General features: G+C 56.2%; 7 protein-coding genes. 2 read left to right on the top strand and 5 right to left on the bottom strand.

Annotated elements, in window-relative coordinates; translation table 11 throughout:
* Positions 1–30: 30 nt before the first annotated feature.
* Positions 31–1,395, top strand: coding sequence for a lanthionine synthetase C family protein (locus NLX71_RS10460; RefSeq protein WP_254363561.1), 1,365 nt, complete (start codon positions 31–33; stop codon positions 1,393–1,395).
* 98 nt (positions 1,396–1,493) lie between these two features.
* Here the strand turns inward: NLX71_RS10460 and ilvD are convergent, their stop codons facing one another.
* Positions 1,494–3,179: a dihydroxy-acid dehydratase gene (gene ilvD / locus NLX71_RS10455; RefSeq protein WP_254363560.1), complete on the bottom strand. Its 1,686-nt coding sequence runs from the start codon at positions 3,177–3,179 to the stop codon at positions 1,494–1,496.
* A 210-nt stretch (positions 3,180–3,389) separates the two neighbouring features.
* Between ilvD and NLX71_RS10450 the strand changes: the two genes are divergently transcribed.
* On the top strand, positions 3,390–3,683 hold the full coding sequence (locus tag NLX71_RS10450; RefSeq protein ID WP_254363559.1) for a DUF3055 domain-containing protein: 294 nt from the start codon (positions 3,390–3,392) through the stop codon (positions 3,681–3,683).
* Positions 3,684–3,873: 190 nt separating this feature from the next.
* Here NLX71_RS10450 and NLX71_RS10445 read toward each other — a convergent pair whose 3' ends face one another.
* The 4 genes from NLX71_RS10445 to NLX71_RS10430 all read right to left on the bottom strand — a co-directional run bounded on the left by NLX71_RS10445 (position 3,874) and on the right by NLX71_RS10430 (position 23,638).
* Positions 3,874–4,386, bottom strand: a complete 513-nt coding sequence (locus NLX71_RS10445; RefSeq protein ID WP_254363558.1) for an acyl-CoA thioesterase — start codon at positions 4,384–4,386, stop codon at positions 3,874–3,876.
* A gap of 20 nt (positions 4,387–4,406) precedes the next feature.
* Positions 4,407–5,315, bottom strand: coding sequence for a 5'-3' exonuclease (locus tag NLX71_RS10440; RefSeq protein WP_302058170.1), 909 nt, complete (start codon positions 5,313–5,315; stop codon positions 4,407–4,409).
* A 185-nt stretch (positions 5,316–5,500) separates the two neighbouring features.
* Entirely contained in the window at positions 5,501–8,782 is a 3,282-nt protein-coding gene (locus NLX71_RS10435; protein WP_254363557.1) for an amino acid adenylation domain-containing protein, read from the bottom strand.
* Positions 8,783–8,797: 15 nt separating this feature from the next.
* The gene (locus NLX71_RS10430) at positions 8,798–23,638 is read right to left on the bottom strand and encodes a non-ribosomal peptide synthetase (RefSeq protein WP_302058168.1); all 14,841 of its coding nucleotides are present in this window, start codon (positions 23,636–23,638) and stop codon (positions 8,798–8,800) included.
* Positions 23,639–23,652: the final 14 nt, after the last annotated feature.

Genomic DNA, 23,652 nt, shown 5'->3' with positions numbered 1-23,652 from the left:
GGAAACCATGATCCGAAGGGAGAAATCGGAATGAACCCGAAAGAAACTTGCGAGGCCAAGTGGCTGCCGCTTGAAGGCGCCGAACGAATCGAGCGGGTCCGCTCGATTGTGATGGAGATCGCCCGGCGTTTGAAGGAACCGGGAGACATCGAGCAATTCGCCCTCGCGCAAGAACAGGAACAGATCGAGCAAGGGAAGTTCTACATCAAGTGGGACGGGCTTCACCTTGCGCGGGGGTATTCGGGTTTATGCCTGCTGCTCAGCGAACTGGATCGCCTGGAGCCCGATGGACAATGGGACGTCACAGGCCACCGCTATGTTGTTCTCATGCAGCAAGCTCTGGAACAGCGAGGAATCGAGTCCTTGTCTCTCTGGACCGGTATGGCCGGAGTCGTTACGGGCATCCAGGCTTTGTCGCGGCAGGGCACCCGGTACGGGAATATGATTCGGAGCCTCAACGACTTTTTCCTTCGCATGTTCCCGGATTACATGTATGTTGTCCGGAGAAATATAAAAGAAGGCGCGCTCATGTCCGATCACGACGTGATACAGGGCTTAAGCGGAATCGGCCGTTATTTGCTGCACTTTAAGGAGCAGCCCGAGATGCGCCTTGCGCTTACGCAGGTGCTTGAGTATATGGTTGAGCTGTGCGAGTACAAGGAGGTGCAAAACACGCAGGTGCCGGGATGGTATATTTCGCCCGACCGGATGATGTCAACCTCCGATCAGGAGTTATATCCCGAGGGCTACTTCAACTGCGGCGTTTCCCATGGTATTCCGGGTCCCTTAGCCCTGCTCTCCCTTGCGCATCAGCAAGGCGTAGAAGTGGAGGGCGGGCGGGAAGCCATCCGATCCGTCGCCGAGTGGTTGATGCGGTTTAAGATCAAGGATGAATACGGCCCTTACTGGCCTGCTCATGTCTCGTGGCAAGAGCAAGCAGCGGGTGCGGCAGACAGCTCGCCGCCTCGCGAAGCTTGGTGCTACGGCGGGCCGGGCGTAGCGCGTACGCTATGGCTCGCGGGGCAAGCACTCGGGGAACCGGCGTGGAAGCAAGCGGCGATTGAATCGTTTCTTGGCACAGCCCAGCGTCCCGAAGAGCTGTGGAATTTGCATTATTCCACATTTTGCCACGGCTATGCCGGTCTTCTGCAAATGACGCAGCGGATGATCGCAGACACGGGAAGCGCGGAGCTGCTTCCTCTACGCGACCATCTTGTCGATCGTATTATTCACTCCTTTGACGCGAGTGCGCCTTACGGCTTTGAAGAGCTGGAGGCTGGCGAAAAGCAGCATTTCGCCGGACTGCTGGACGGGGCTGCGGGCGTTGCGCTTACGCTGCTGGCTGTCGTGCAAGATCGGGAGCCGGAGTGGGATTGGATTTTCTTGTTGAAATAAGGTTATTTGTTTGTCCACTGACGTATTTTAACACAAATACATCCCTACTAAAAAGCGGCCCGCCGGAATCGCTCCCGGTGAGCCGCTCTGTTTGCTTCTTAGATTTTCATCACTCCGCCGGTGCTGGCGGAGGTTACGAGCTTGGAATAGCGGGCCAGATACCCCGTCTTCACCTTCGGCTCGAAGCCTTTCCAGTTCGCACGGCGGCGTTCGAATTCCTCATCGCTGACCAGCAGCTCGATTTTGCGGTTGACGAGATCAAGCTCAATGATATCGCCATCCTCGACGAATGCGATCGGACCGCCTTCCGCCGCTTCCGGCGAGATGTGGCCGATGCTGATGCCGCGCGATGCGCCGGAGAAACGGCCGTCCGTAATGAGACCGACCTTCGCGCCCAGTCCCATCCCGACGATCTGCGAGGTCGGGGCGAGCATTTCGGGCATGCCGGGACCGCCTTTCGGGCCTTCGTAACGGATAACGACGACGTGGCCTTCTTTTACTTTGCCGTTGGCGATGCCTTCCAGCGCCGCTTCCTGCGAATCGAAGCAGATCGCCGGGCCCTTGTGAAAACCGCCTACGGACTTGTCCACCGCGCCGACCTTGATGATCGAGCCGTTCGGCGCCAGGTTGCCGAACAACACCGCCAAGCCGCCTTGCTCCGAGTGCGGATTGTCGAGCGTATGGATGACGTCCGTGTTCAAAATGTCGCAGCCGGCTACGTTTTCGCGCAGCGTTTTGCCGGTTACGGTGATGCGATCGCCGTGCAGCGCGCCCGGCTTTTTGAACAATTCGTTCAGAACGGCGCTCGCGCCTCCGGCATTATGCACGTCCTCGATATGGTAATCGGAGGCCGGGGCAATTTTGGCCAAGTGCGGGATGCGCTTCGCCACTTCGTTGATCCGCTCGATCGGGTATTCGAAGCCCGCTTCGTGCGCCAAAGCCAATGTATGCAGGACGGTATTGGTCGAGCCGCCCATCGCCATATCCAGCGCGAACGCATTGTCGATCGCTTCTATCGTCACGATATCGCGCGGCTTGATATCCTTTTGAATCAGCTCCATGAGCTGCTTCGCGGAACGCTTCACGAATTCCTTGCGGTCTTCGGATACCGCCAAAATCGTGCCGTTGCCCGGGAGCGCCAAACCGAGAGCTTCCGCCAGACAGTTCATCGAGTTGGCCGTAAACATGCCGGAGCAGGAGCCGCAAGTCGGACAGCCGTATTGCTCAAGCTCAAGCAGACCTTTGTCGTCGATTTTGCCGGCTTGGTAAGCACCCACGCCTTCGAACACGGAGGACAGCGAAATCGAACGGCCGTCGCTCGTTTTCCCGGCTTTCATCGGACCGCCGCTGACGAAGACCGTCGGAATGTTGACGCGCAGCGCGCCCATCATCATGCCCGGCGTAATTTTGTCGCAGTTCGGGATGCAGACCATGCCGTCGAACCAGTGCGCGGACACGACCGTTTCGAGAGAATCGGCTATGATCTCGCGGCTCGGCAAAGAATAGCGCATGCCGATGTGCCCCATGGCAATGCCGTCGTCTACGCCGATCGTATTAAATTCAAACGGCACGCCGCCCGCTTCGCGAATCGCTTCTTTCACGATCTTCCCGAACTCCTGCAGGTGAACGTGACCCGGAACGATGTCGATATACGAGTTGCAAACCGCGATAAACGGCTTGTCGAAGTCCTCCTCTTTGACGCCGGCGGCACGCAGCAAGCTGCGGTGCGGAGCGCGGTCAAAGCCCTTTTTGATCATGTCGCTTCTCATTTTTCCCTTGGACATTCGCTTAAAGCCTCCGTTTCTATCCCTATGAAAGTAGAATTTTACGATTTAACGCTTCACTCGATTGTATCACGTTTCCCCCGAATTGAAAATGTGAACCGGACTGGAAAAATGCCCGTTTCCCCGGCTGATGGGGCGTTTTTGCGGCTCGGTCGGCAAATCTGTTATAATTCGGTTAGCTTCAGGAATTTAAGTATCGGAGGATGCGTCATGACGGAGTTTGATTTTTTGTACGACGGTACGGAAGAAACGAGAACCCGCTTCGTATGCGTCGTCGGCGAAACGCTGCGGCGGTTCGATCTGGCGATTACGAGCACGAATCGTTTTTATGGAAAAAAATTAGTAACCGACATGCAAACGGGACGGACAGCGGTCATCGGACCGGACGATCTGGAGGAAGAAGGATATCTGGAGCATGCGTACAAGCTTAGCGAAGAAGAGGCCAACGAGCTGCGGGCGTTTCTGAGCGAGGTTGTCGGGCCGATCAGCTTCTCGGATATTTGAACGGATAACGGGAGACGGGATTACTTCACAGTAAGCCCGTCTTTTACTTTGCCCCGCTCCCTTTCCCCACCACGCACACGGCCTCCCCGCCGAATCCCGGTAAGCCTGGCCTGCGCTTCCAAGCTAAATCAGAACAGACCTCCGGGCCGCATCGGCAGCCTTCGGAGGTCTGTTTCATTGTCATCTTCGGTTATTCCCATGGAAAATCCGTAATCAAATAATCGGCAAATGCCTTGCTCTGCTCCCGGCGAATTCTGCGCATTTCCGCCCGGTGCTTCGCCGTTTCGTGCAGCCGCTTCTCTTCCTCCGTCTCCGGAACGACTTGCGGCACTGGAACGGGACGCTGGTCGTCATCCAGCGCGACGAAGGTCAGGAAAGCCGTTGCCGCGATTTTCCGCTCGCCGGTAATCAGGTCCTCGGTGATCACTTTGACGAACACCTCCATCGAGCTTTTGCCGGTCCACGTGACGAACGATTCGAGACAGACTGATTCCGTTTGCCGCACGGGCGACAAAAAGTCGACGGAGTCGGTAGATGCGGTTACGACGTTTTCGCGGCAATGCTTGGAAGCCGAAATCGAAGCGATATCGTCAATATCAGCCATCAGCTTGCCGCCGAACAACGTATCGTGATTGTTGACATCAGTCGGGAACACCCGGGAAGTCTTGTAGCATCGCGATTGTTTGACATATTGTTGTTCCATAAGTCAGGCGCCCCTTTTCATTATCCGATCAATTTCATTAATCCCCTGAATTCCAGCTCTTCAAACTTGCTCAGGACCGTTTGCCTGTCCATTTCCCAGAAGCAGCTTTCCAGCGCGCAAGCGACGGGAGCTTCGCAGCAAATTGTAGCGAGACTTCGCGAGAGGTGCAGCATGTCGAGCTGCGTCTCGATCTTGGAGCGGACGCCCTTCGGCAGCAGCGCCAGATTTTCCAAGATTCCTTCGATGGACTCGTACTCCACCAGCAGCTTGAGCGCCGTCTTTTCTCCGATGCCCTTCACGCCCGGGTAATTATCCGCCGTATCGCCCATGAGCCCTTTGAGATCAATAATTTGCTTCGGTGTCAGCTGCATTTCCTCAAGCAGCGATTCCGGGCTGTAGACGGCGTAGTTGCCTTGGCCCTTCTTCATGATCACGACACGCACCCGCTCGTCCACGAGCTGCAGCATATCGTGATCTCCCGTCAGTATGTATACTTCCGCGTCCTGACTATAGTGCTTCGCCAGCGTGCCGATGCAATCGTCAGCCTCGTACCCGGTGATGCCGACGTTCACGACACCGAAGCTGGACGTTACTTCTTTGACAAGGTCGAACTGGGGAATAAGCTCTTCCGGGCAATCGACCCGGTTCGCCTTGTATTCCGTGAATTGCTCGCTGCGGAACGTTTTGCTCCCCATGTCCCAGCAGCATACGATGTGCGTCGGCCCAAACCGCTGAACCGCGTCCCAAAAATATTTCACGAATCCGAATACGGCGTTCGTCGGCATCCCGTCGCTCGTCTTCATAATATATCCGCTGTAGGAAGTGGCATAAAAAGCGCGGAACAGCAAAGCCATCCCGTCGACGAGCAGAACCCGCGGCAGCGTCGCATTGTTATCATGTATATCGTTCGTATCCTTCAACTGCTCCAAGCTTCATCTCTCCCATAAACCGTTATTCCTTCATCATTATAACACAGGTTCGCATGCCGGGATGGAACGTTTGCACATGCAAAAAGACCCAGCCTCTCTCCACTCCAAAAAAAGAATCCCGATCGATTCGGAGACCTGAAAGGCCCTCTGTTCGATCAGGATTGATTTAGTTGATAGCCCAATGGCTACAGCTGTTCCGTCCGTTCGACGATTTCCTTCATGATGCCTTGAATGACTTTTACATTATCCTCTACAAAACCAGGGAAAAGCAGATCCAAATGCTCGCCCTTCAACTCATATTCCGTATACCGGGTTTGGGTCGCATCCTTCCAAAAAGAGCGGTTATATTTTTCTTCTTCCCCAATATCCGAATTTTCTGCAACCAAGCAGTGGATGTTTGCTTGAACTTCCCCTGAGTTGACCAGATCGCTTAAATAGTGGTGGTAAGCATAAATTTTCTTCCTGACTTTCTCTTTGGTCACGGGGGCGTTTAGGACTTGGTTGTACGGCTCAGGCACATACGCAAATAAGTAGTCGGTTTCATAATCGAGTCTCTCAGGCAAACCAACAGCATAATTCCGTCTTGTCGAATCCACGATCAGGACATCAGACACTTCGTACCCCTTCTTTTCCATCGCTTTCGCCACTTCAAAGACCAGATTGCCTCCTGCCGAATAACCGAGAAGCACATACGGTCCTTGCTCCTGTATGTGCAGAATCGATTCGATGTACGAATCATACAAGTCTGCATGATCCTTGTAATCATCGATGAAATCAAGCGTGTACACCGTGCAGTGGTTGTTCAGGTGCCTGGCCATATCTGAAAACATCATGCCATATCCGAGCACTGGCGGGAAGCAGAACACATTGAGAAAGCCAGGGCTATTGAGCTTGATGATGTTGCCGCCGCGGTGATATTCGTACTTGGTAAACTCAAGCTGCAGGAGTTCCGCAGCCAACGCTTCGACCGAAGGATAATCATAGACGACGCGAATGGGGATATCCACCTGAAGCTCATCATAGATTTTTTCGGTCAATTGCAGCACCTTTAAGGAATGGCCCCCGATGTCAAAGAAGTTGTCTTTCACACTTACACGCTCACGCCCCAGTACTTCTTGGTAGATTTCAACGAGCTTCGTTTCCATGGGGGTATGCGGAGCTTCATAATCCTCGCCTCCGATTAGCGATGCATCCGGTTCAGGCAGTGCCCGCCGGTCCACCTTGCCGTTCGGATTTAGTGGAAGATACTCCAGCTGAACAAAATGAGCCGGTATCATGTATTCCGGAAGCTCCTGCAGCAGCTCGCTCCGTATACGGCTCGCCGGGATGGCTTCCTCCGCCGAGTAGTAGGCGCACAAATATTTCCCGCCACCTTCCTCTTCGCGGACGACCACCACCGCTTGCTGTATGCTCCCGATCTTAAACAGCTCGGCTTCGATTTCCGAAAGTTCTATGCGGAAACCGCGGATTTTCACCTGCTCGTCGATTCTCCCCTTATACTCCAACACGCCATCAGGACGCCATCTGGCCAAGTCTCCTGTACGATAGCAGCGGCCTTCGCCGGCAAACGGATTCGGGATAAACTTCCCAGCCGTCATCTCCGGTTGGTCCAAATAGCCGCGTGCTACGCCGTCCCCGCCGACGAGCAGTTCCCCCCATGCGCCAATAGGAGCCAGCTTGTTTGCCACGTTGACGACGTAAGCGGTGGAGTGAGCAATCGGACGGCCGATCGGCACGGCTTCTGTTTGTTCCCCGACAATCCTATGCGTGGTGGAAAACGTAGTATTCTCCGTAGGTCCATATCCATTGATAAGATGCAGCGACGGATGTTCGCGAAGCACACGGTTGACATGGGGCACGGACAAAACATCCCCGCCGACAACAAGCGTGTGCAGACCGCTAAACAGGCCGATGTCCTGCTGGGCCAATTGAGAAAACAACGGGGACGTCAGCCACAACGTCGTAATTCCATAGGCTTGGATCGCTTCCTTCAGCTTCGCCGCGCTCAAGATAACGTCCTTATCGACGAGATAAAGCGTGCCCCCATTCAACAAAGCGCCCCAAACTTCAAAGGTGGAGGCATCGAAGACGACCGCGCCGGTTTGCAGAATACGCGTGTTTTCATCCAGCTCGACATCATTCGTCTGTTTCACGAGCCGCACGACGTTGCGGTGCTCGACCATAACGCCCTTAGGTCTTCCCGTCGACCCCGATGTATACATGATATAGGCGAGCTGCTGCGGGTCATGTGTGGCTGCTGAGCCTGCGTTACGTGCTTCAACGTCTGCCAGCGGAGCCTTTACAGACGCCTCGTTGATATCCAAGATTTGTTCGATGGCGTCTGAGAAAACCTCCGCTCTTTCGCGGGAAGCCTCAGAGGACAGCAGCACCCGGACGCCCGAGTCTTCCAGCAAGTAACGAATACGCTCGTCCGGATAATCCGGATCAATCGGTACATAAGCGCCCCCGGCTTTCAGAATGCCGAGGATGCCGGCAATCATGTCGATGGAACGCCCGGCGATCATGCCGACAAGCTCTTCCTTCTGTATGCCCGCTTTCTCCAAAGCCGCGGCAATAGCGCTGGACCGCCCGGCAAGCTCCAGGTAAGTCAGCGATTCCCCGCCGCACACCACGGAAGTCTGATCAGGCAGGCGCCGGGCCTGTTCTTCAAATAACTGGTGGATCGTGAACTCCCGGGGATACGGAGCCGCAGCCGGGTTGAATCGCTCAAGCAGTTGCTCCTTCTCTTCCTCCGATACAAAATCGGCTTGCAGGAGGGGCAGTTCCGGTTCAAACAACACCACGGAAAAGAGCTTGTGCAAATGCGCAAGCAGCTGCCGGATGAACCCCTCCTCATACTTGCTGCCCTCATACGAAACCTGCACGGAAGCCGCCCCATCCTGCCAGTCAAAGTGGAACGCAAGCTCGGCAGCCACTTTCTCGGCATGGTTCCGGGTGTGAAGCTGATTGAGCGTTACCCACGTGGCGATCAGGGGAATCCCGCTGGCAAGCAGCGGGATTTGCACCTGTCCGGTGTAATTCCAGTAAGGCAGATTTTGATGCTCAATGGCTTCGGATACCGAGCTTCTCAGGCTGTTCAGCAAGCTGCGGAAGGCCGTATCCGGGCTGATCCGGGTTTTGATCAGCAAAAGCGGATTTACTGGAGCGGCGCTGTCGCCTGGAGCCGGGACTGGAGGCGTACCGACAATCAGTTGCTCTTCATTCGTGTAAGCATAGAGCAGCGCTTTGACACCCGCCATCAAGACCATAAATACGGGAAGCGGCGCTCCCCCGCCAGTAATCGCGGCGATCCGGCCGGAAATCTCCGGCGCAAACGTGTTCGATACATGTCGGATGCCCTCAGGAGCATTGTTCCGGCCGCTTGTATAAGGAAAGGCCGTTACCCGATCCTCGCTATCGAACCTGTCCTGCCAATACGTCCTTTCGCTCTCAAACATGATTTGCATGGGGCCACCTCCGAATCAGAATGTAAAATGAATCGTTTCCTGTATGGGCTTGCTTTGCCCAAGGCCGCTTCCGAATTCCAAATCGTTAATGGCCCCCGCAGAATTGCGCCCAATCTCTGCCAGCAACGTTGTAAAATGCCTGGCAAGCTGTTCCACGACCTGCCTGTTAAACAGCTTCGTTGAATATTCGATGGTGCCCAGCAGCCCTTCCTCGGCCACGCTCATCGTTAAAGTCAGATCGAATTTGGCTGTTGCAAGCTCTTGAGCGTAAGACTCAAAGGTCAGCGATTCCATCGTTGATTCCTGGCGTTCTAAATTGTCAAACATAAATGCAGCGTCAAAAAGCGGATTGCGGCTCGGATTGCGCGGAACATTCAAGCGTTCCATCAGCTCCTCCAGCGGATATTCCTGATGCTCGAACGCCAGCAAGGTCCGTTCCTTGACTTCTTGCAAATAGCTGAGAAAGCTTTTGTCCTTCGCCGGATAATTGCGGAGCGGTATCGTATTGACGAACATGCCAACGATTCCTTCCAGGTCGGTGGACAGCCGTCCCGCTACCGGCGAGCCGATAATGATATCTTCCTGGCCACTGTACTTGGACAACAGCACCGTATAGGCGGCGAGCAGAATCATATACATCGTCGTACCGGTTTCGGCGGCCAGCTTGCGCAGTATTTCCGCGGTTTGCGGCTCCACCGTAAATTCGAGATTCGCCCCTTCAAAGTTGCGCTGAGCAGGTCTTGGGTAGGCGATAGGCAAATCCAGCACCGGCAGCGTGCCCGACATATGATCCAGCCAGAACTCCTCTTGCTTGCGGCGGCGCTCGGAAGACGCCGCTTCCTGCTGCCATACGGCGAAATCCTTATACTGAAGCGTGAGTGGAGACGGCTCTTGACCGTTATAGAATTGCGCAACCTCCTGAACGATAATTTGCGACGATACGCCGTCGGTAATAATATGGTGCATGTCGATCAACAGCAGGTGGCGGGCCGGCTCCAGTTCGATAAGACGCACGCGGATCAGCGGCGGACGCTGCAAGTCAAACGGGCGGACGAAGCTGCGAATATGATGATCCGCCTCCGCTTCCGGTATTTGCACAAATTCCAGAATAAAATCGACATCGTCGTAAACCCGCTGTATGACTTGGCCATCCACGATGCCAAAGCCGGTTCGCAGCATCTCATGCCGCTCAATCAGACGAAGGAAAGCGTGCTCCAACCGCCCGCGGTCAAGTGCACCCTTCACCAAAAGCACGGTCGGCATGTTATAGCTCACCTCTCCTCCTGCCTGGTGGCTAAGCAGATAAAGCCCCTTTTGCGCAGATGTTACCGGGTAATACTCCATAACCGGCGCTACCGGAATCGTTGCATACGCCGATTGCTGCAAGCTCTCTGCTGCTTTTGCCAATTGTTCGATGGTTGGAGCGCGGAACACCTCCCGCAGCGGGATCTGAACGTTCATTTCTTTGTAGATACGCGCCACCATCGCGGTAGCACGCAGCGAATGTCCGCCGATGTCGAAGAAATTGTCCTTGACACCGACCCTCTCCAGTCCCAGCACATCCTGCCAAATGAGCGCAAGCTGTTCCTCCGTCGTCGTGCGCGGCGCCGCATACTCTTGCCCCGATTGTACAGCTATCTCCGGCGCCGGCAGTGCCTTGCGGTCGATTTTGCCACTCGCCGTGAGCGGCATCCGCTCGACCTGCACAAAGTACGTCGGCAGCATATAGCTTGGCAGCTCTTTCGATAGCGCCTCGCGCAGCTCGCCTGCCGTTAGCTCCTTTGTCGCCACATAGTAGGCGCACAGCAGCTTCTGGCCTTGGCCGTCATCGCGGGCCATTACGACCGATTCCAGCACCGAGTCGATGCGGAGCAGTTCGGTTTCCAGCTCGCCCAGCTCAATCCGGTAACCGCGGATTTTCACCTGATGGTCGATCCGGCCCAGATACTCGATGTTCCCATCGGGCAGCCATCTGGCCAGGTCTCCGCTCCGGTACATCCGCTCCCCTGCCACAAATGGATCAGCCGTAAACTTCTCCGCTGTTAATTCCGGTCGGTTTAAGTAGCCTCTTGCCACCTGCACCCCGGCGATGCACAGCTCGCCAGCCACACCGACCGGCTGCAACTGCTCCGTGCCTTCCTTCAGGATATACAGCCGTGTATTGTGCACCGGCTTGCCGATTGGAATCACCGCATAGGACTCATCCGGCTCGCAATCGAAGTACGACACCTCGACCGTCGCTTCCGTCGGTCCGTACAGGTTCACCAGCCTCGCTCCGTTTAGCCGCCCGAACGTTTGGTAGAAGCGAGACACATGCTGCTGCGGCAATGCTTCCCCGGTCGCGGATACCAGCACCAGGCTCGCTGTTTGCTCGGCAAGCTCGTGCTCCGGCTGCTGCTCGGCATAATCCAGGAACGCAGGCAGCATCGCAGGCACGAAATGGGTCCGGGTGACGCCATAACGCCCTATCGTCTCCAGAATGCGCTCCGGGCTTTTCTCCCCGCCTGGGATAAGCAGGCACACACCGGCACCCACCGTTGCCCAGCCGAACAGCTCCCATACGGACACGTCGAACGTAAACGGCGTCTTTTGCAGGATCACATCGCGTTCGCCGACTTGGTAGCGCTGCTGCATCCACTGCAGTCGGTTAAGCACGCCGTGATGCTCGATCATAACCCCCTTCGGCTTGCCGGTCGAGCCCGACGTATAGATGACATACGACATATCGCGCGGACCGGAACCAAGCGGCAGGTTCGTCGCGTCTTCGGCATAAACTGCTTCTTCGTTCAGGCTAATAACGCGGCTTTCCAGTTCACGAGGCACGCGGTCCAGGAAGCGGCTTAGCGTCAGCAGCAGCCTCGCTCCCGAATCTTCGACGATGTAGCGGATGCGCTCGGCCGGAAACTCCGGATCGATTGGCACATAAGCGCCGCCTGCTTTCAGGATCGCGTAAATGCCCACGATCATCTCCAGCGAGCGCTCGACCATGATCGCCACCGGCACATCTGCGCCAACGCCTTCAGCGCGCAGCGTCCGCGCCAGGCGATTCGCACGCTCGTTCAGTTCGCGGTACGTCAGCCGCTCATCCTCGAACAGCACTGCTGTCCACTCCGGCGTGCGGGCCGCTTGCTCCTCGAACAGCTCATGAATCGTCCGCTTCTGGGGATACTCCGCGGCCGTGTCGTTGAAGCCGTACAGCAGCAGCTCCTTCTCCTGCGGACTCATCACATCAAGCTCGGCCAGTTTCAGCTCCGGATTCAATGTGACAAGCTCGAGCAGCCGGATAAAATGTCCGCTCATCCGCTCCAGGCTCTCCCGTTTGTAAAGGGATACTGCGAATTGGAAGCTGCACATCAGCATATCGTCCGCTTCTGCCGCTTCCAGCGTCAGGTCGAACTGGGCGGCTGTAAAACCATGCCCATAAGGCTGCAGCTCAAGGCCCTCGAACCCGGTCTGCGCCCGCGCGGCATGCTGCATGACAAACATCGTGTCGAACAGCGGGTTTCGGCTTAAATCACGCTCAATGTCCAAGCCTTCGATCAAATCCTCAAACGGATAATCCTGGTGCTCGAACGCATGCAGGACGTGTTCTTTGACTTCCTGCAAGTAAGCGGCGAATGTTTTCTCCGCAGCCGGATAGTGCCGCAAGGCCAGCGTATTGACGAACATGCCGATCATCGGCTCCAGGTCGGCATGGCCTCTTCCGGCCGTCGGCGTACCCACCACAACGTCTTCCTGTCCGGTATAAACGTGAAGCAGCGCCGTGTAGACAGCGAATAGCACCATATACAAGGTCGTGCCCGTTTGCGAGGCCAGATTCCGCAAGCCCTCAAGCTGATCCTTGTCTATCGTGAATCCGAATATGTCCCCTTCAAAGCTCCGTACAGCAGGACGCGGGTAATCCGTAGGCAAATCAAGTGCAGGCGGCCGGCCTTCATAACGCCTCAGCCAGTAGTCCTTCTGCTTGCCGAGCCGGTTACGGAAGGCAGCTGACTGCGTCCATACCGCATAATCTTTATATTGCAGCGCTAGAGGCTGAAGCTGCTCTCCTTGGTACAGCCGGGCAACCTCATCAAGCAAAATGCCCATGGAAACGCCGTCGCTGATCATATGATGCATGTCAAAGAGCAGCAAATGACGCTCCGCTTCCAGTTCGACCAGTTCCACCCGAAGCAGCGGAGCCTGAGACAAATCAAAGGCACGGATAAATTTGCGGATCACAGCCTCAAGCGGCTCGGCTCCGTCATACTTGCGAACATTCAGCTTAAAGGGAACCTCCGCATAAATTCGCTGTACCGGCTCGCCCTTCACAAGCTCAAAGCCAGTCCGCAGCGAAGCATGGCGGATCATCAATTGGCGGAACGCTTCCTCAAACCGGACAAGGTCCAGCTTGCCTTGCAGCATAACGGTCCCTGGCATGTTGTAGCCGAGCTCGCCGCCCTCCAATTGATTCAAAATGTAAAGGCGGTATTGCGCCGGAGTCAGCGGGTAGTCGTCGCGCTCGCTGGCGACCGGAATCGAGACGTAGCGGTCTTGGTCCATAGCATGCAGCGCTTCTGCCAGCTGCTCCACCGTCGGATGCTCGAAAATCGTTTTGACCGGCACATTGCGGTCAAATTCTTTATGGAGCGTTGTCGCCAAAGCGGCAGCCCGCAGCGAATGTCCGCCGAGTTCGAAGAAATTGTCCTTGATGCCAATCCCCGGTATATCGAGAATATCCTGCCAGATGTCCACCAGCTTGGTTTCCAGTTCACTGCGCGGCGGCACATAGTTCGTGCCGCTTTGTCCGCTGGCGTCGGGCTCCGGCAGCGCCTTGCGGTCGATCTTGTCGTTCGGTGTCAGCGGCATCGCTTCCAGCTGCACGAAGTGCGCCGGCACCATGTAGCTTGGCAGCTCTTCTCTCAGAACTTGGCGCAGTTCGCTCGCCGCCAATTCCTCGCTTGCCACGTAGTACGCGCAGAGCTGCTGCTGGCCTTGGCCGTCTTCCCGCGCGATTACGATTACTTCCTGCACCGCTTCCACCTGCAGGAGCTTCGCTTCGATCTCGCCCAGCTCGATCCGGTAACCGCGGATTTTCACCTGGTGGTCGATCCGGCCCAAATATTCAAGCCGACCGTCCGGCAGCCATCTCGCCAGATCGCCCGTCCGGTACATCCGCTCCCCGCTGAAGCGGCTGGTCACGAATACCTCCGCCGTCAGCTCCAGACGATCCAGGTAGCCTCTGGCCAGACCCACACCTGCTACGCACAGCTCGCCTGCCACGCCTACCGGCAATAGATGTCCGTGCGTGTCCACGATGTATACCCGGTGGTTCGGCATCGGCCGCCCGATTGAAATCAGGCTGCCTGCCTCCGGATCTTCCGAAACCGGCCAGCTCGACGTCGCTACCGAGTTTTCCGTCGGACCGTACCCGTTGTAGTACGCCACCTTGTCCTTCCACTTCTGCACCAGCTCCGGCGACGAGGCCGAACCCGCTGTGAACAGAACGCGCAGGCTTGGCATATGCTCCGGCTCCAGATACACCGCATACGTTGGCGGCAGGGTCGCGACCGTAATTTGATGCTCCGCCATATACGTTTCAAACAACTGATAGTTCAGAATCGTATCCTTCGTCGGCACGTACAAGCTCGCGCCGCAGAACAACGCCTGAAAGATCTCCCAGCAGGCCGCGTCAAACGACAGGCTGGCGAACAGCAACACGCGGTCCTCTACGCCGAAACGCAGCGCGTGGTCATAGTAAGCTTTCAGGTTCGTCAGTCCGTGATGCTCCAGCATGACGCCCTTCGGCTTGCCGGTTGTGCCCGATGTGTAGATGACATAGGCCAAGTCGCCCGCACCGGATACCGGCTCCAGGTTCGAGCCGTCGGCATGGTAGTTCGCCTCCTCGTCCGCCGTAAGCACCGTAACGTCCTTCAGGTCGGCGGCGATGCGCTCGCGAAGGCGTTCCTGCGTCAGCAGCAGCTTCGCGCCCGAATCCTCCAGTATGTAGCGGATGCGGTCTTCCGGATACTCCGGATCGATTGGCACATACGCGCCGCCGGCTTTGAGGATCGCGAACACGCCGACGATCATCTCCAGCGAGCGCTCGACCATCAGGCCGACGAACCGGTCGCGCTGCACCCCGGCGCTGCGCAGCGTGCGGGCGAGGCGGTTGGCCCGCTCGTTCAGCTCGCGGTACGTCAGCCGCTGGCCTTCGCAGTAGACAGCAACCTGCTCCGGCCTCCGCACCGTTTGTTCCTCCAGCAACTGGTAGATCGTCTTCTCGCGAGGCGAGTCGACCGCGGTGTCGTTGAACGCATGCAAAATCTGCTCCTTCTCCGCCCCGCTCACCAGCTCCAGTTCGTGAATGCGGATATCCGGGTTTGCTACGACCTGCTCCAGCAAGTAAGTCAGGTGCGTTTGAATCCGCTGAACATCCGCTTCGTGGTAAAACCGTGTGTTGTACTCAAAGCGGACAAGCAGGTTTTCACCCGGCGCGACAATCAGGTTGAAGTCGTAATTCGTTTGTTCGGCAATCTCTATGTTCTCGACCTTAAATGCGGCTTCTCCACTGCCGATCTGGCTCATTCGATCTTCAACCGGGAAATTCTCAAATACCATAATATGGTTGATAAGTTCCTGCTTTTGCTCCGTCGACGCCTGAATTTCAAACAGCGGATACGAATCGTAAGCATTGGATTCCAAGTACCGGCGCTGAACGCCAGCCACAACCTCGGTGAAGGTGTCGCCCGCCTCGCAGCGAATCCGCACAGGAACCGTATTAATGAACAAGCCGATCATTCGTTCAATGCCCGGAATTTCCGCAGGACGCCCCGACACGACGCTGCCGAATACCGCATCGTTTGTGCCGTTGTATCGGTGCAACAAAATGCCCCAAGCGGTTTGCAGCAGCGTATGGACGGTGACCTGCTGCTGCCTGGCGTAGCGGTTGATTTGCTCCGTCAACGGTTTGCCCAAGTGGCAGAACAGACTGCCGAAGAGCGGACCAGCCCCTTGCTCCCTGGCTTTGCTTGAAGGCAGCAGCGTCTGCTCCCCGTATCCTGACAAATAGTTTCTCCAGTAAGCTGCCGCTTCGTCACGGTCGCGCGCTTCCAGCCACTCGATATACCGGCTGTAAGGCGTTACCGGCTCAAGCTTAGGCTTGCGCTGCTCAAGGGCGGCAAAATACATTTCGAACACTTCTTCCGTAACCAGCGACAAGCACCAGCCGTCCATCAAAATATGATGGGAACTCCAAAGGAAATGGTACGACTCATCACCCGTGCGCAGGATGGATACACGGATCAAGACATCCCGGGTCAAATCGAATCCGCGCTGCCGGTCTTCGCGAAGAAGGCGTTTAACCCTGAGATGCTGCCCTTCCTCAGACAGACCGCGTATGTCCTCGACGGCAAAATCCGCTTCTCTGTGACGGTACACCACTTGCAGCGGCTGCTTTCTCCAGCCGTTATATACATTCGTACGGAAAATTTCATGTCGCTGCAGCATGGCCTCGAAGCTTTGCCGGAAGGTCTCTACGTCGAAATAGCCGATAATATCAAAGGAAGTCTGTTCAAAATAAGCACCCGAGTCCGAATCCAGTAAAGCATGGAACAGCATGCCTTGCTGCATCGGCGTAAGTGCGTAAACATTTTCAATTTCAGCGATAGCGCTTGTCTCTTTTACGATTTGCTCCAGCTCTTCTTCGGTCATGCCGCGAACCGATACATCGCTAGGCGTCAGTGTCGGTGTTGTCTTCGCCGCGCAATGAGCGACGACTTCCCGTAGCGAGGACTGCAAAAGCCCAGTGAAGCGTTCCATCGTTTCCTTGCGGTATTGCTTGCGGCTGTAGCTGACGGTTAGGGAAAGAACACCCCCGGATACCAATCCGTTAATATCCAGGATAAAGGTTCTTGCAGCCTTTCTGCTGATCTCGTCGCCGCTTGAATATGGGGAAAACCGTAAAGAACCGTTCTCTAAATCCTGATCGAACTGCCCCAAATAGTTAAAGCTGATTTCCGGCTCCTGTCTGGACTCTTGAGGCCCGAACCGCCCGGATAAATAACGCCAAATGCCGTATCCAATTCCCTTGTTCGGAATGCTGCGCAGCCCTTCCTTGACCGCAACAATGCTTTTTTGCAGGTTCTCGTTCGCGCTCATGTCCAGCACAACCGGGTATTGGCTCGTAAACCAGCCGACGGTGCGGGAAACATCGATATCCGGAATAATCGGCTCCCGGCCATGGCCCTCCAGGTTCACGGCAACACGGTTCATCCCCGTCCAACGCTGGACGGCAAGCCCCAGTGAGGTGAGCAGCAAATCATTGATTTCGGTATTGTACGCTTGGTTAGCATACCTTAGAAGTTGCTCCGTTTCGTGTTCCGTCCAAACGACGGTTATTGTATCACTATCGCCGACCAGCGAAAGCTCTCCCTCATGATCCTTAGGCAGCGCTTCGAACCCCCGCTCTGTGACATTCTGCCAGTAGGCTTGCTCGCGTTCGATTTCAGGACCTTTGGCATACTGCGAAAGCTTCTCGGCCCAGAGCTGAAACGAATCCGTTTTTTGCGGCAGCCGGATCGGCTCATCTTTTAGCGCCTGCTCATAGGCACTTGCAAGATCCTCGAACAAAATACGCCATGATACGCCGTCGACCACCAGGTGATGAATGGCGATTAACAGGTGGTCTCCGTCTTGGGTCCGGAACAATCCAACCCGAACGAACGGACCTTCTGTGAGCGTGATGCCGCTTTGAATTTCGTTAGCTTTCGCTTCTATAGCAGAGGCAAGGTCAACTTCACCGTTCATGTCGTATAAGTCGAAGCTGTACAGCTCGCCTTCGCGGGTACTGCGGTTCCAGGCTAACGGCGGCCCGTTCTCAGAGTAACGGATCACGATGCGGAGGGCATCATGATGCTCCACAAGCCGGCTGATACTACGGCGGAGCGCATCTTCCTGGAATCCCTGCTCGCGATAAAGCAGAACAGCCTGGTTGTGATGGTGGGGATCCGCGTATTCCTGCTCAAAGAACCACCATTTAACCGGTGTCAGCTCCACGGCTCCAACCGCTTCTCCTTGGTCGGCCATCCGCGTAATCCGCTGTATATAGGGACTCAACCCGCCGATCGTCGGGTTTTGGAATAAATCTTTGATCTCCAGTTTGTATCCATTTTGGTATAATTTGGACGATACTTGAAGCGACTTGATGGAATCTCCGCCCAGCTCAAAGTAGTTATCCCGGATGCCGACAGCCGGCACGCCCAGCACCGCCTGCCAAATCGAGGCGAGCGTGCGTTCCGCCTCTGTACGCGGAGCCTCGTAGTCCGCACCGGGGAGCAGCAGCCCGCCTTTCGGCTCAGGCAGCGCTTTACGGTCCACCTTCCCGTTCGGCGTCAGCGGCAGCTTCTCCAGCACTACGAGCTGTGCCGGCACCATATGTGAAGGCAAGCTTTGCTGCAAGTGCGCCTGCAGCTCAGCGATACCCAACGACTCGCTTGCCGCCGCATAGCCACACAAATACTTTTGCCCGCGTTCGTCCGTCCGGTCAACCACAACCGCCTGCTTGACTCCTGCGAACTGCAGAATGGCGGTTTCGATCTCGCCCAGCTCGATCCGGTAGCCGCGAATTTTCACTTGGTGGTCCATTCGCCCGATAAAGTCGACGTTCCCATCCGCCATCCAGCGCGCCAAATCCCCTGTACGGTACAAGCGCTCGCCTTCAACGAAGGGGCTGGCGATAAACTTCTCCTCGTTCAGCTCCGGACGGTTCTTATACCCCCGTGCGACCCCAGGACCACCAATGAGCAGTTCCCCGGCTACGCCAATAGGAACCGGCTGCAAGGCCGCGTCCACGATATAAAAGCGGGCATTCAGCCAAGCTTTCCCGATTGGCACATTCCCTGCCTCCGGAAGCTTCTCCAGCGGCTCGTCGTAATAGCTGGAGTCGATAGCCGCCTCCGTAACGCCGTATGCGTTAATGATCCGCACGTGCGATCCGTAGCGCTCCTGCAGGCGCCGGTAGTCCGTCACGCTGCAGCTATCGGAGCTTGTGATTAAAAGCTGCAAGGTCGAGATGTCCAGCGATTGGCTGGCGATATGCTCCATCATCGGCACGATGAGCGCAGGCGTCGATTCAAATACGGTGATGCCGTAATCGCGAATCCATGCGTACAGCCGCAGCGGATCGATCCGGTCCTCCTTCGGCACGATCACCATCAGACCGCCGTTATACAGCGCCCGCGCCATGTCGCCCACGAACACGTCGAAGGAAAAGCTCGCCAATTGCAAGAGCCGCACCGGAAACTGGTCCAGCCGATAATCACGGCGGTATGCGATAGCCGTATTGATATAACTGCCGTGCTCAATCATGACGCCTTTCGGCCGCCCCGTTGTCCCGGACGTATAGATGACATAAGCCAAGTCTTTCGGCACGTTTTGATTCGGCAGATCCGACGCGTCGGCGTCGTAGGACGCTTCCTCATCCAGACAGAGGACCGTTTGCAGCTTGGCCCCTCCGGCCAGCCATTCCTGAGCGCGCTCCTTAAGCTGTGTTTGGGTGAGCAGTACGGTGGCCCCGCTGTCCTGGAGCATAAATCCGATGCGCTCCGACGGATAATCCGGGTCAAGCGGTACATAAGCGCCCCCGGCTTTCCATACGCCTAATACGGCGACAAGCAGGTCCGCGGAACGATCGGCCAAAATGCCGACGATGGACTCCCGGCCAATACCAGCTGTCTGCAAGGTGCGTGCCAGCCGGTTCGCCCGTTCATTCAGCTCGCGGTAAGTCAACTGCGCATCGCCTGCCACAACTGCTACCTGCTCCGGCACGGCTGCCGCCTGCTTCTCAAAGTACACATGGAATGGTGTCGCCAGCAGATGCTCCTGCCCCTTGCCGCCGTCTCCGCTGAATGCTTCAAGCAGCTCAGCCTTCTCGTCGCCCGTCATGATTTCAATGTCGGCCAGCTTCGTGTCCGGACTCTGCACGACCTCTTCCAGCACCCGCAGAAAATGATGGGCAAGCCGTTCCACCGTCTCCCGGCTATAGAGGGCTGTCGCATACTCCAGCGTAAATGTAAGCCCTCGCTCATCGAAGTCAGCCTCGAGCGTGAGATCGAACTTGGCAATCGCGCTGTCCACCGGGTACCCGGAGAAATGCACATCATGGAAAGCCGTGCCTTTCGGCTCTGCATTCCTCAGCTCGAACATCGTATCGAACAGCGGGTTGCGACTCATATCCCTTCTTACATTCAGCTTGTTCACGAGCTCTTCAAACGGATAGTCAGGATGGTCAAATGCACCAAGTGCTTGCTCTTTGACCTCGCCCACATAATCCAGGAAGGTCTTGTTTCCGGACGGATAATTCCGCAAAGCTAGCGTATTGACAAACATACCGATGATCGGCTCCAGATCAGCGTGGTGCCGGCCCGCCAACGGCGTGCCGACGACCACATCCTCCTGGCCGGTATATTTATGGAGCAGCGCCGTGTAAGCCGCCAGCAATACCATATATAAGGTGGAACCCGAACGCGAAGCCAACTTCTGCAAACCTTCGCTGATCGAAAAACCCGCAGCAAAGCTGATCTTATCTCCGGCAAAGCTTTGCACCGCAGGTCTTGGGTAATCCGTCTTGAGATCCAGCGTCGGAATTTCGCCTTGGAACGCTTGCAGCCAATACTGCTCCTGCTTGCTCCATTCCTCCGACTGCATTCTCTCCTGCTGCCAAACGGCATAATCTTTATACTGAATCCGTAAAGGAGCCAGCCCCTCCCCGTTGTACAAACGGGCAAGCTCATCCAAGAACGTGCGCAAGGAAACGCCGTCTGACACAATATGGTGCATATCGACCAAAAGCAGGTGACGGTCCGCCGACTGGGTAAACAATCGGGCCCGCAGCAAAGGCGCTGCGGTAAGATCGAACGGGCGTACAAACTGCTGAAAGAGCGTCTCGACATCTTTTCCATCGGCCTCAAGGCGCTCAAGGGAAAAAGCCGCCTCGCGCTGCACGCGCTGCACCGGCTCGCCGTCTACAAGATGAAAGCTCGTCCGCAGCGACTCGTGGCGCGCAATTAGCTTGCGGAACGCGTCTTCCAAACGGTCCGGCTGCAGCGGTCCCTCCGCGATGACCGCACCCGACATGTTATAGCCAAGCTCTCCGCCTTCCAGGTTGCTCAGCACATAGAGCCGTTTTTGCGCTGAAGATACCGGATAATAGTCGCTCTCCGGAACGTTCGGAATGGCAACGAGCACCTTTGTTTCCTTGCCTTCGATCGTCCGCGCCAATTGCTCTACCGTCATCGCCTCAAAAACTGCGCGCAGCTCAAGCTGCTTATTCATTTCTTTATGAATGCGCGCGGCAAGCGTCGCCGCACGGAGCGAATGCCCGCCGATGTCGAAGAAATTGTCCTTGACGCCGACCTTCTCAAGCCCCAACAACTCCTGCCAAATCCGTACAAGCTGCTCTTCCGTCTGCGTGCGTGGGGCTACATAAGCCTCGCCCGACTGGACACTTGCTTCGGGTGCAGGGAGTGCATTGCGGTCGATTTTGCCGCTTGCCGTCAGCGGCATCCGCTCGACCTGCACGAAGTACGTCGGTACCATGTAGCTTGGCAGCTCCTTGGACAGTGCCTCGCGCAGCTCGCCCGCTGTCAGCTCTTTTGTTGCTACATAGTACGCGCATAATTGCTTCTGGCCCTGGCCGTCGTCGCGTGCCATAACTACGGCCTCCTGTACCGCTTCCACAGCCAGCAGCTCCGCTTCAAGCTCGCCCAGTTCAATTCGGTAACCGCGGATTTTGACCTGATGGTCGATCCGCCCCAGATACTCGATGTTGCCATCGGGCAGCCATCGGGCCAGGTCTCCGGTCCGGTACATCCGCTCGCCCGGCACATACGGATCAGCAGTAAACTTCTCCGCTGTTAATTCCGGACGGTTTAAGTAGCCTCTTGCCACCTGCACCCCGGCGATGCACAGCTCGCCTGCCACCCCGACCGGCTGCAACTGCTCCGAGCCTTCCTTCAGGATATACAGCCGTGTATTGTGCACCGGCTTGCCGATTGGAATCACCGCATAGGACTCATCCGGCTCGCAATCGAAGTACGACACGTCCACCGTTGCTTCCGTCGGTCCGTACAGATTGATCAGCCGCGTCCGGTTCACCCGGCCTATCGCCTCTTGGAAGCGGGCCACGTGCTGCGGCGGCAGCGCCTCTCCACTGGCGAATACATGGCGCAGGCTGGACGTTTGTTCCGTGACCGTTGGCTTCGGCTGCTGCTCCGCGTAATCTAGGAACGCATGAAGCATGGCGGGGACAAAGTGCATCGTGGTCACGCCATAACGGCTGATCGCCTGCAACATAAGCTCCGGGTTTTTCTCTCCGCCCGGTGTCAACAGGCAGACGCTTGAGCCGGCTATGGCCCACCAGAACAGCTCCCACACCGACACGTCGAACGTAAAGGTCGTTTTTTGCAGAATAACGTCCGCCTCGCCAATCGGGTAGCGCTCATGCATCCACAGGATACGGTTGAGTACGGAATGATGCTCGATCGCCGCGCCTTTCGGTTTGCCGGTCGAGCCCGACGTATAGATCACGTAAGCCATGTCGCGCGGACCGGCGCCAAGGGGCAGATTCGTCGCATCTTCGGCGTAAACCGCCACCTCGTTCAAATCGAGAACCCGGCCTTTCAGCTCCGCCGGCACGCGGTCCAGGAAGCGGCCCTGTGTCAGCAGCAACCGTGCCCCCGAATCTTCGACGATATAGCGGATGCGCTCCGCCGGATACTCCGGGTCGATCGGCACGTAAGCGCCGCCTGCTTTCAGAATTGCGTAGATGCCGACGATCATCTCCAGCGAGCGCTCAACCATGATCGCTACCGGCACATCTGCGCCAACGCCTTCAGCGCGCAGCGTCCGCGCCAGGCGATTCGCACGCTCGTTCAGCTCGCGGTACGTCAGCCGCTCGTCCTCGAACAGCACTGCTGTCTGCTCCGGCGTACGTTGAGCCTGCTCCTCGAACAGCTCATGAATTGTCCGCTCCCGCGGATACTCCGCCGATGTGTTGTTAAAGCCTTGCAGGATGAGCGACTTTTCTTCGTCGGACATGATATCGATACTGTCGATAGCAAGCTCGGGCTGGAATAAAGCAAGGGTATACACCCGAACCAAATGATCGAATAACAATTCCAGCATTTGCTGGTCGTAACGGTCATAGCGGTAATGAATATGCAGCAAAATTCCGTCATCGTTCCGCTCAAAAGCAAGTTCGATATTGGAGACGATCGACCCTGGATGATGCCGGGTATGAAGAGCATCGAATGAAATGACCGTATGGAACAAGGGCGAGCCGTCCGGCTCTACTTGCAAATGCATAGCGCCCGCCATCGTTTGCAGCGCAATGTTCTGATTGACAATGGACTCGCTAACGGTAGCGTGGACCTGTGCAATCAGTGATTTAAATGCATCTGCTCCGTTCAATTCCTGTTTGATCAAGATGGTCTCATTCATAAGCGGAGCATCCGAAGTACGAACCGCCGGAATGGCTACAATCACCTTTTCTTCGTTCGTATACTTATATAACAGGCTTTTGACGCCTGCCAGCAACAAAATAAACAGCGCCATTGGAGAGCCTTTGGAAATGGCAATGAGCCGTTGCGATACTTGCTCGGGCATCTGTCCGCTCCATACCCGGAGCGGGGAGCCTTCGTTTTGGTTGTCGGTCTCCCTAATTTTGTGAGCTGAACTGTACGGTATGACAGATATCGTATCTTCTGCATCGAATTTGCCGCTCCAAAAGGCCCGCAGCTTTTTCATCGTATGATCCCCCTGTTCTTCCCATCTGTTTTTCCGTGCTCCCACGGGTGAATCGGTACATCCTCGAACCATAAGGCTTCGCAGGA

It is taken from the genome of Paenibacillus sp. MZ04-78.2 (genome assembly GCF_024213375.1).
Classification (GTDB): domain Bacteria; phylum Bacillota; class Bacilli; order Paenibacillales; family NBRC-103111; genus Paenibacillus_G.
The sequence above is the reverse complement of the archived record's forward strand: the minus strand, read 5'-3'. Positions and strand labels throughout refer to the sequence as shown.

Bases quoted from the DNA above. Each gene is read 5' to 3' on its own strand.
- NLX71_RS10460 (WP_254363561.1), top strand. From the start codon at position 31: ATGAACCCGAAAGAAACTTGCGAGGCCAAGTGGCTGCCGCTTGAAGGC.
- ilvD (WP_254363560.1), bottom strand. From the start codon at position 3,179: ATGTCCAAGGGAAAAATGAGAAGCGACATGATCAAAAAGGGCTTTGAC.
- NLX71_RS10450 (WP_254363559.1), top strand. From the start codon at position 3,390: ATGACGGAGTTTGATTTTTTGTACGACGGTACGGAAGAAACGAGAACC.
- NLX71_RS10445 (WP_254363558.1), bottom strand. From the start codon at position 4,386: ATGGAACAACAATATGTCAAACAATCGCGATGCTACAAGACTTCCCGG.
- NLX71_RS10435 (WP_254363557.1), bottom strand. From the start codon at position 8,782: ATGCAAATCATGTTTGAGAGCGAAAGGACGTATTGGCAGGACAGGTTC.
- NLX71_RS10430 (WP_302058168.1), bottom strand. From the start codon at position 23,638: ATGGTTCGAGGATGTACCGATTCACCCGTGGGAGCACGGAAAAACAGA.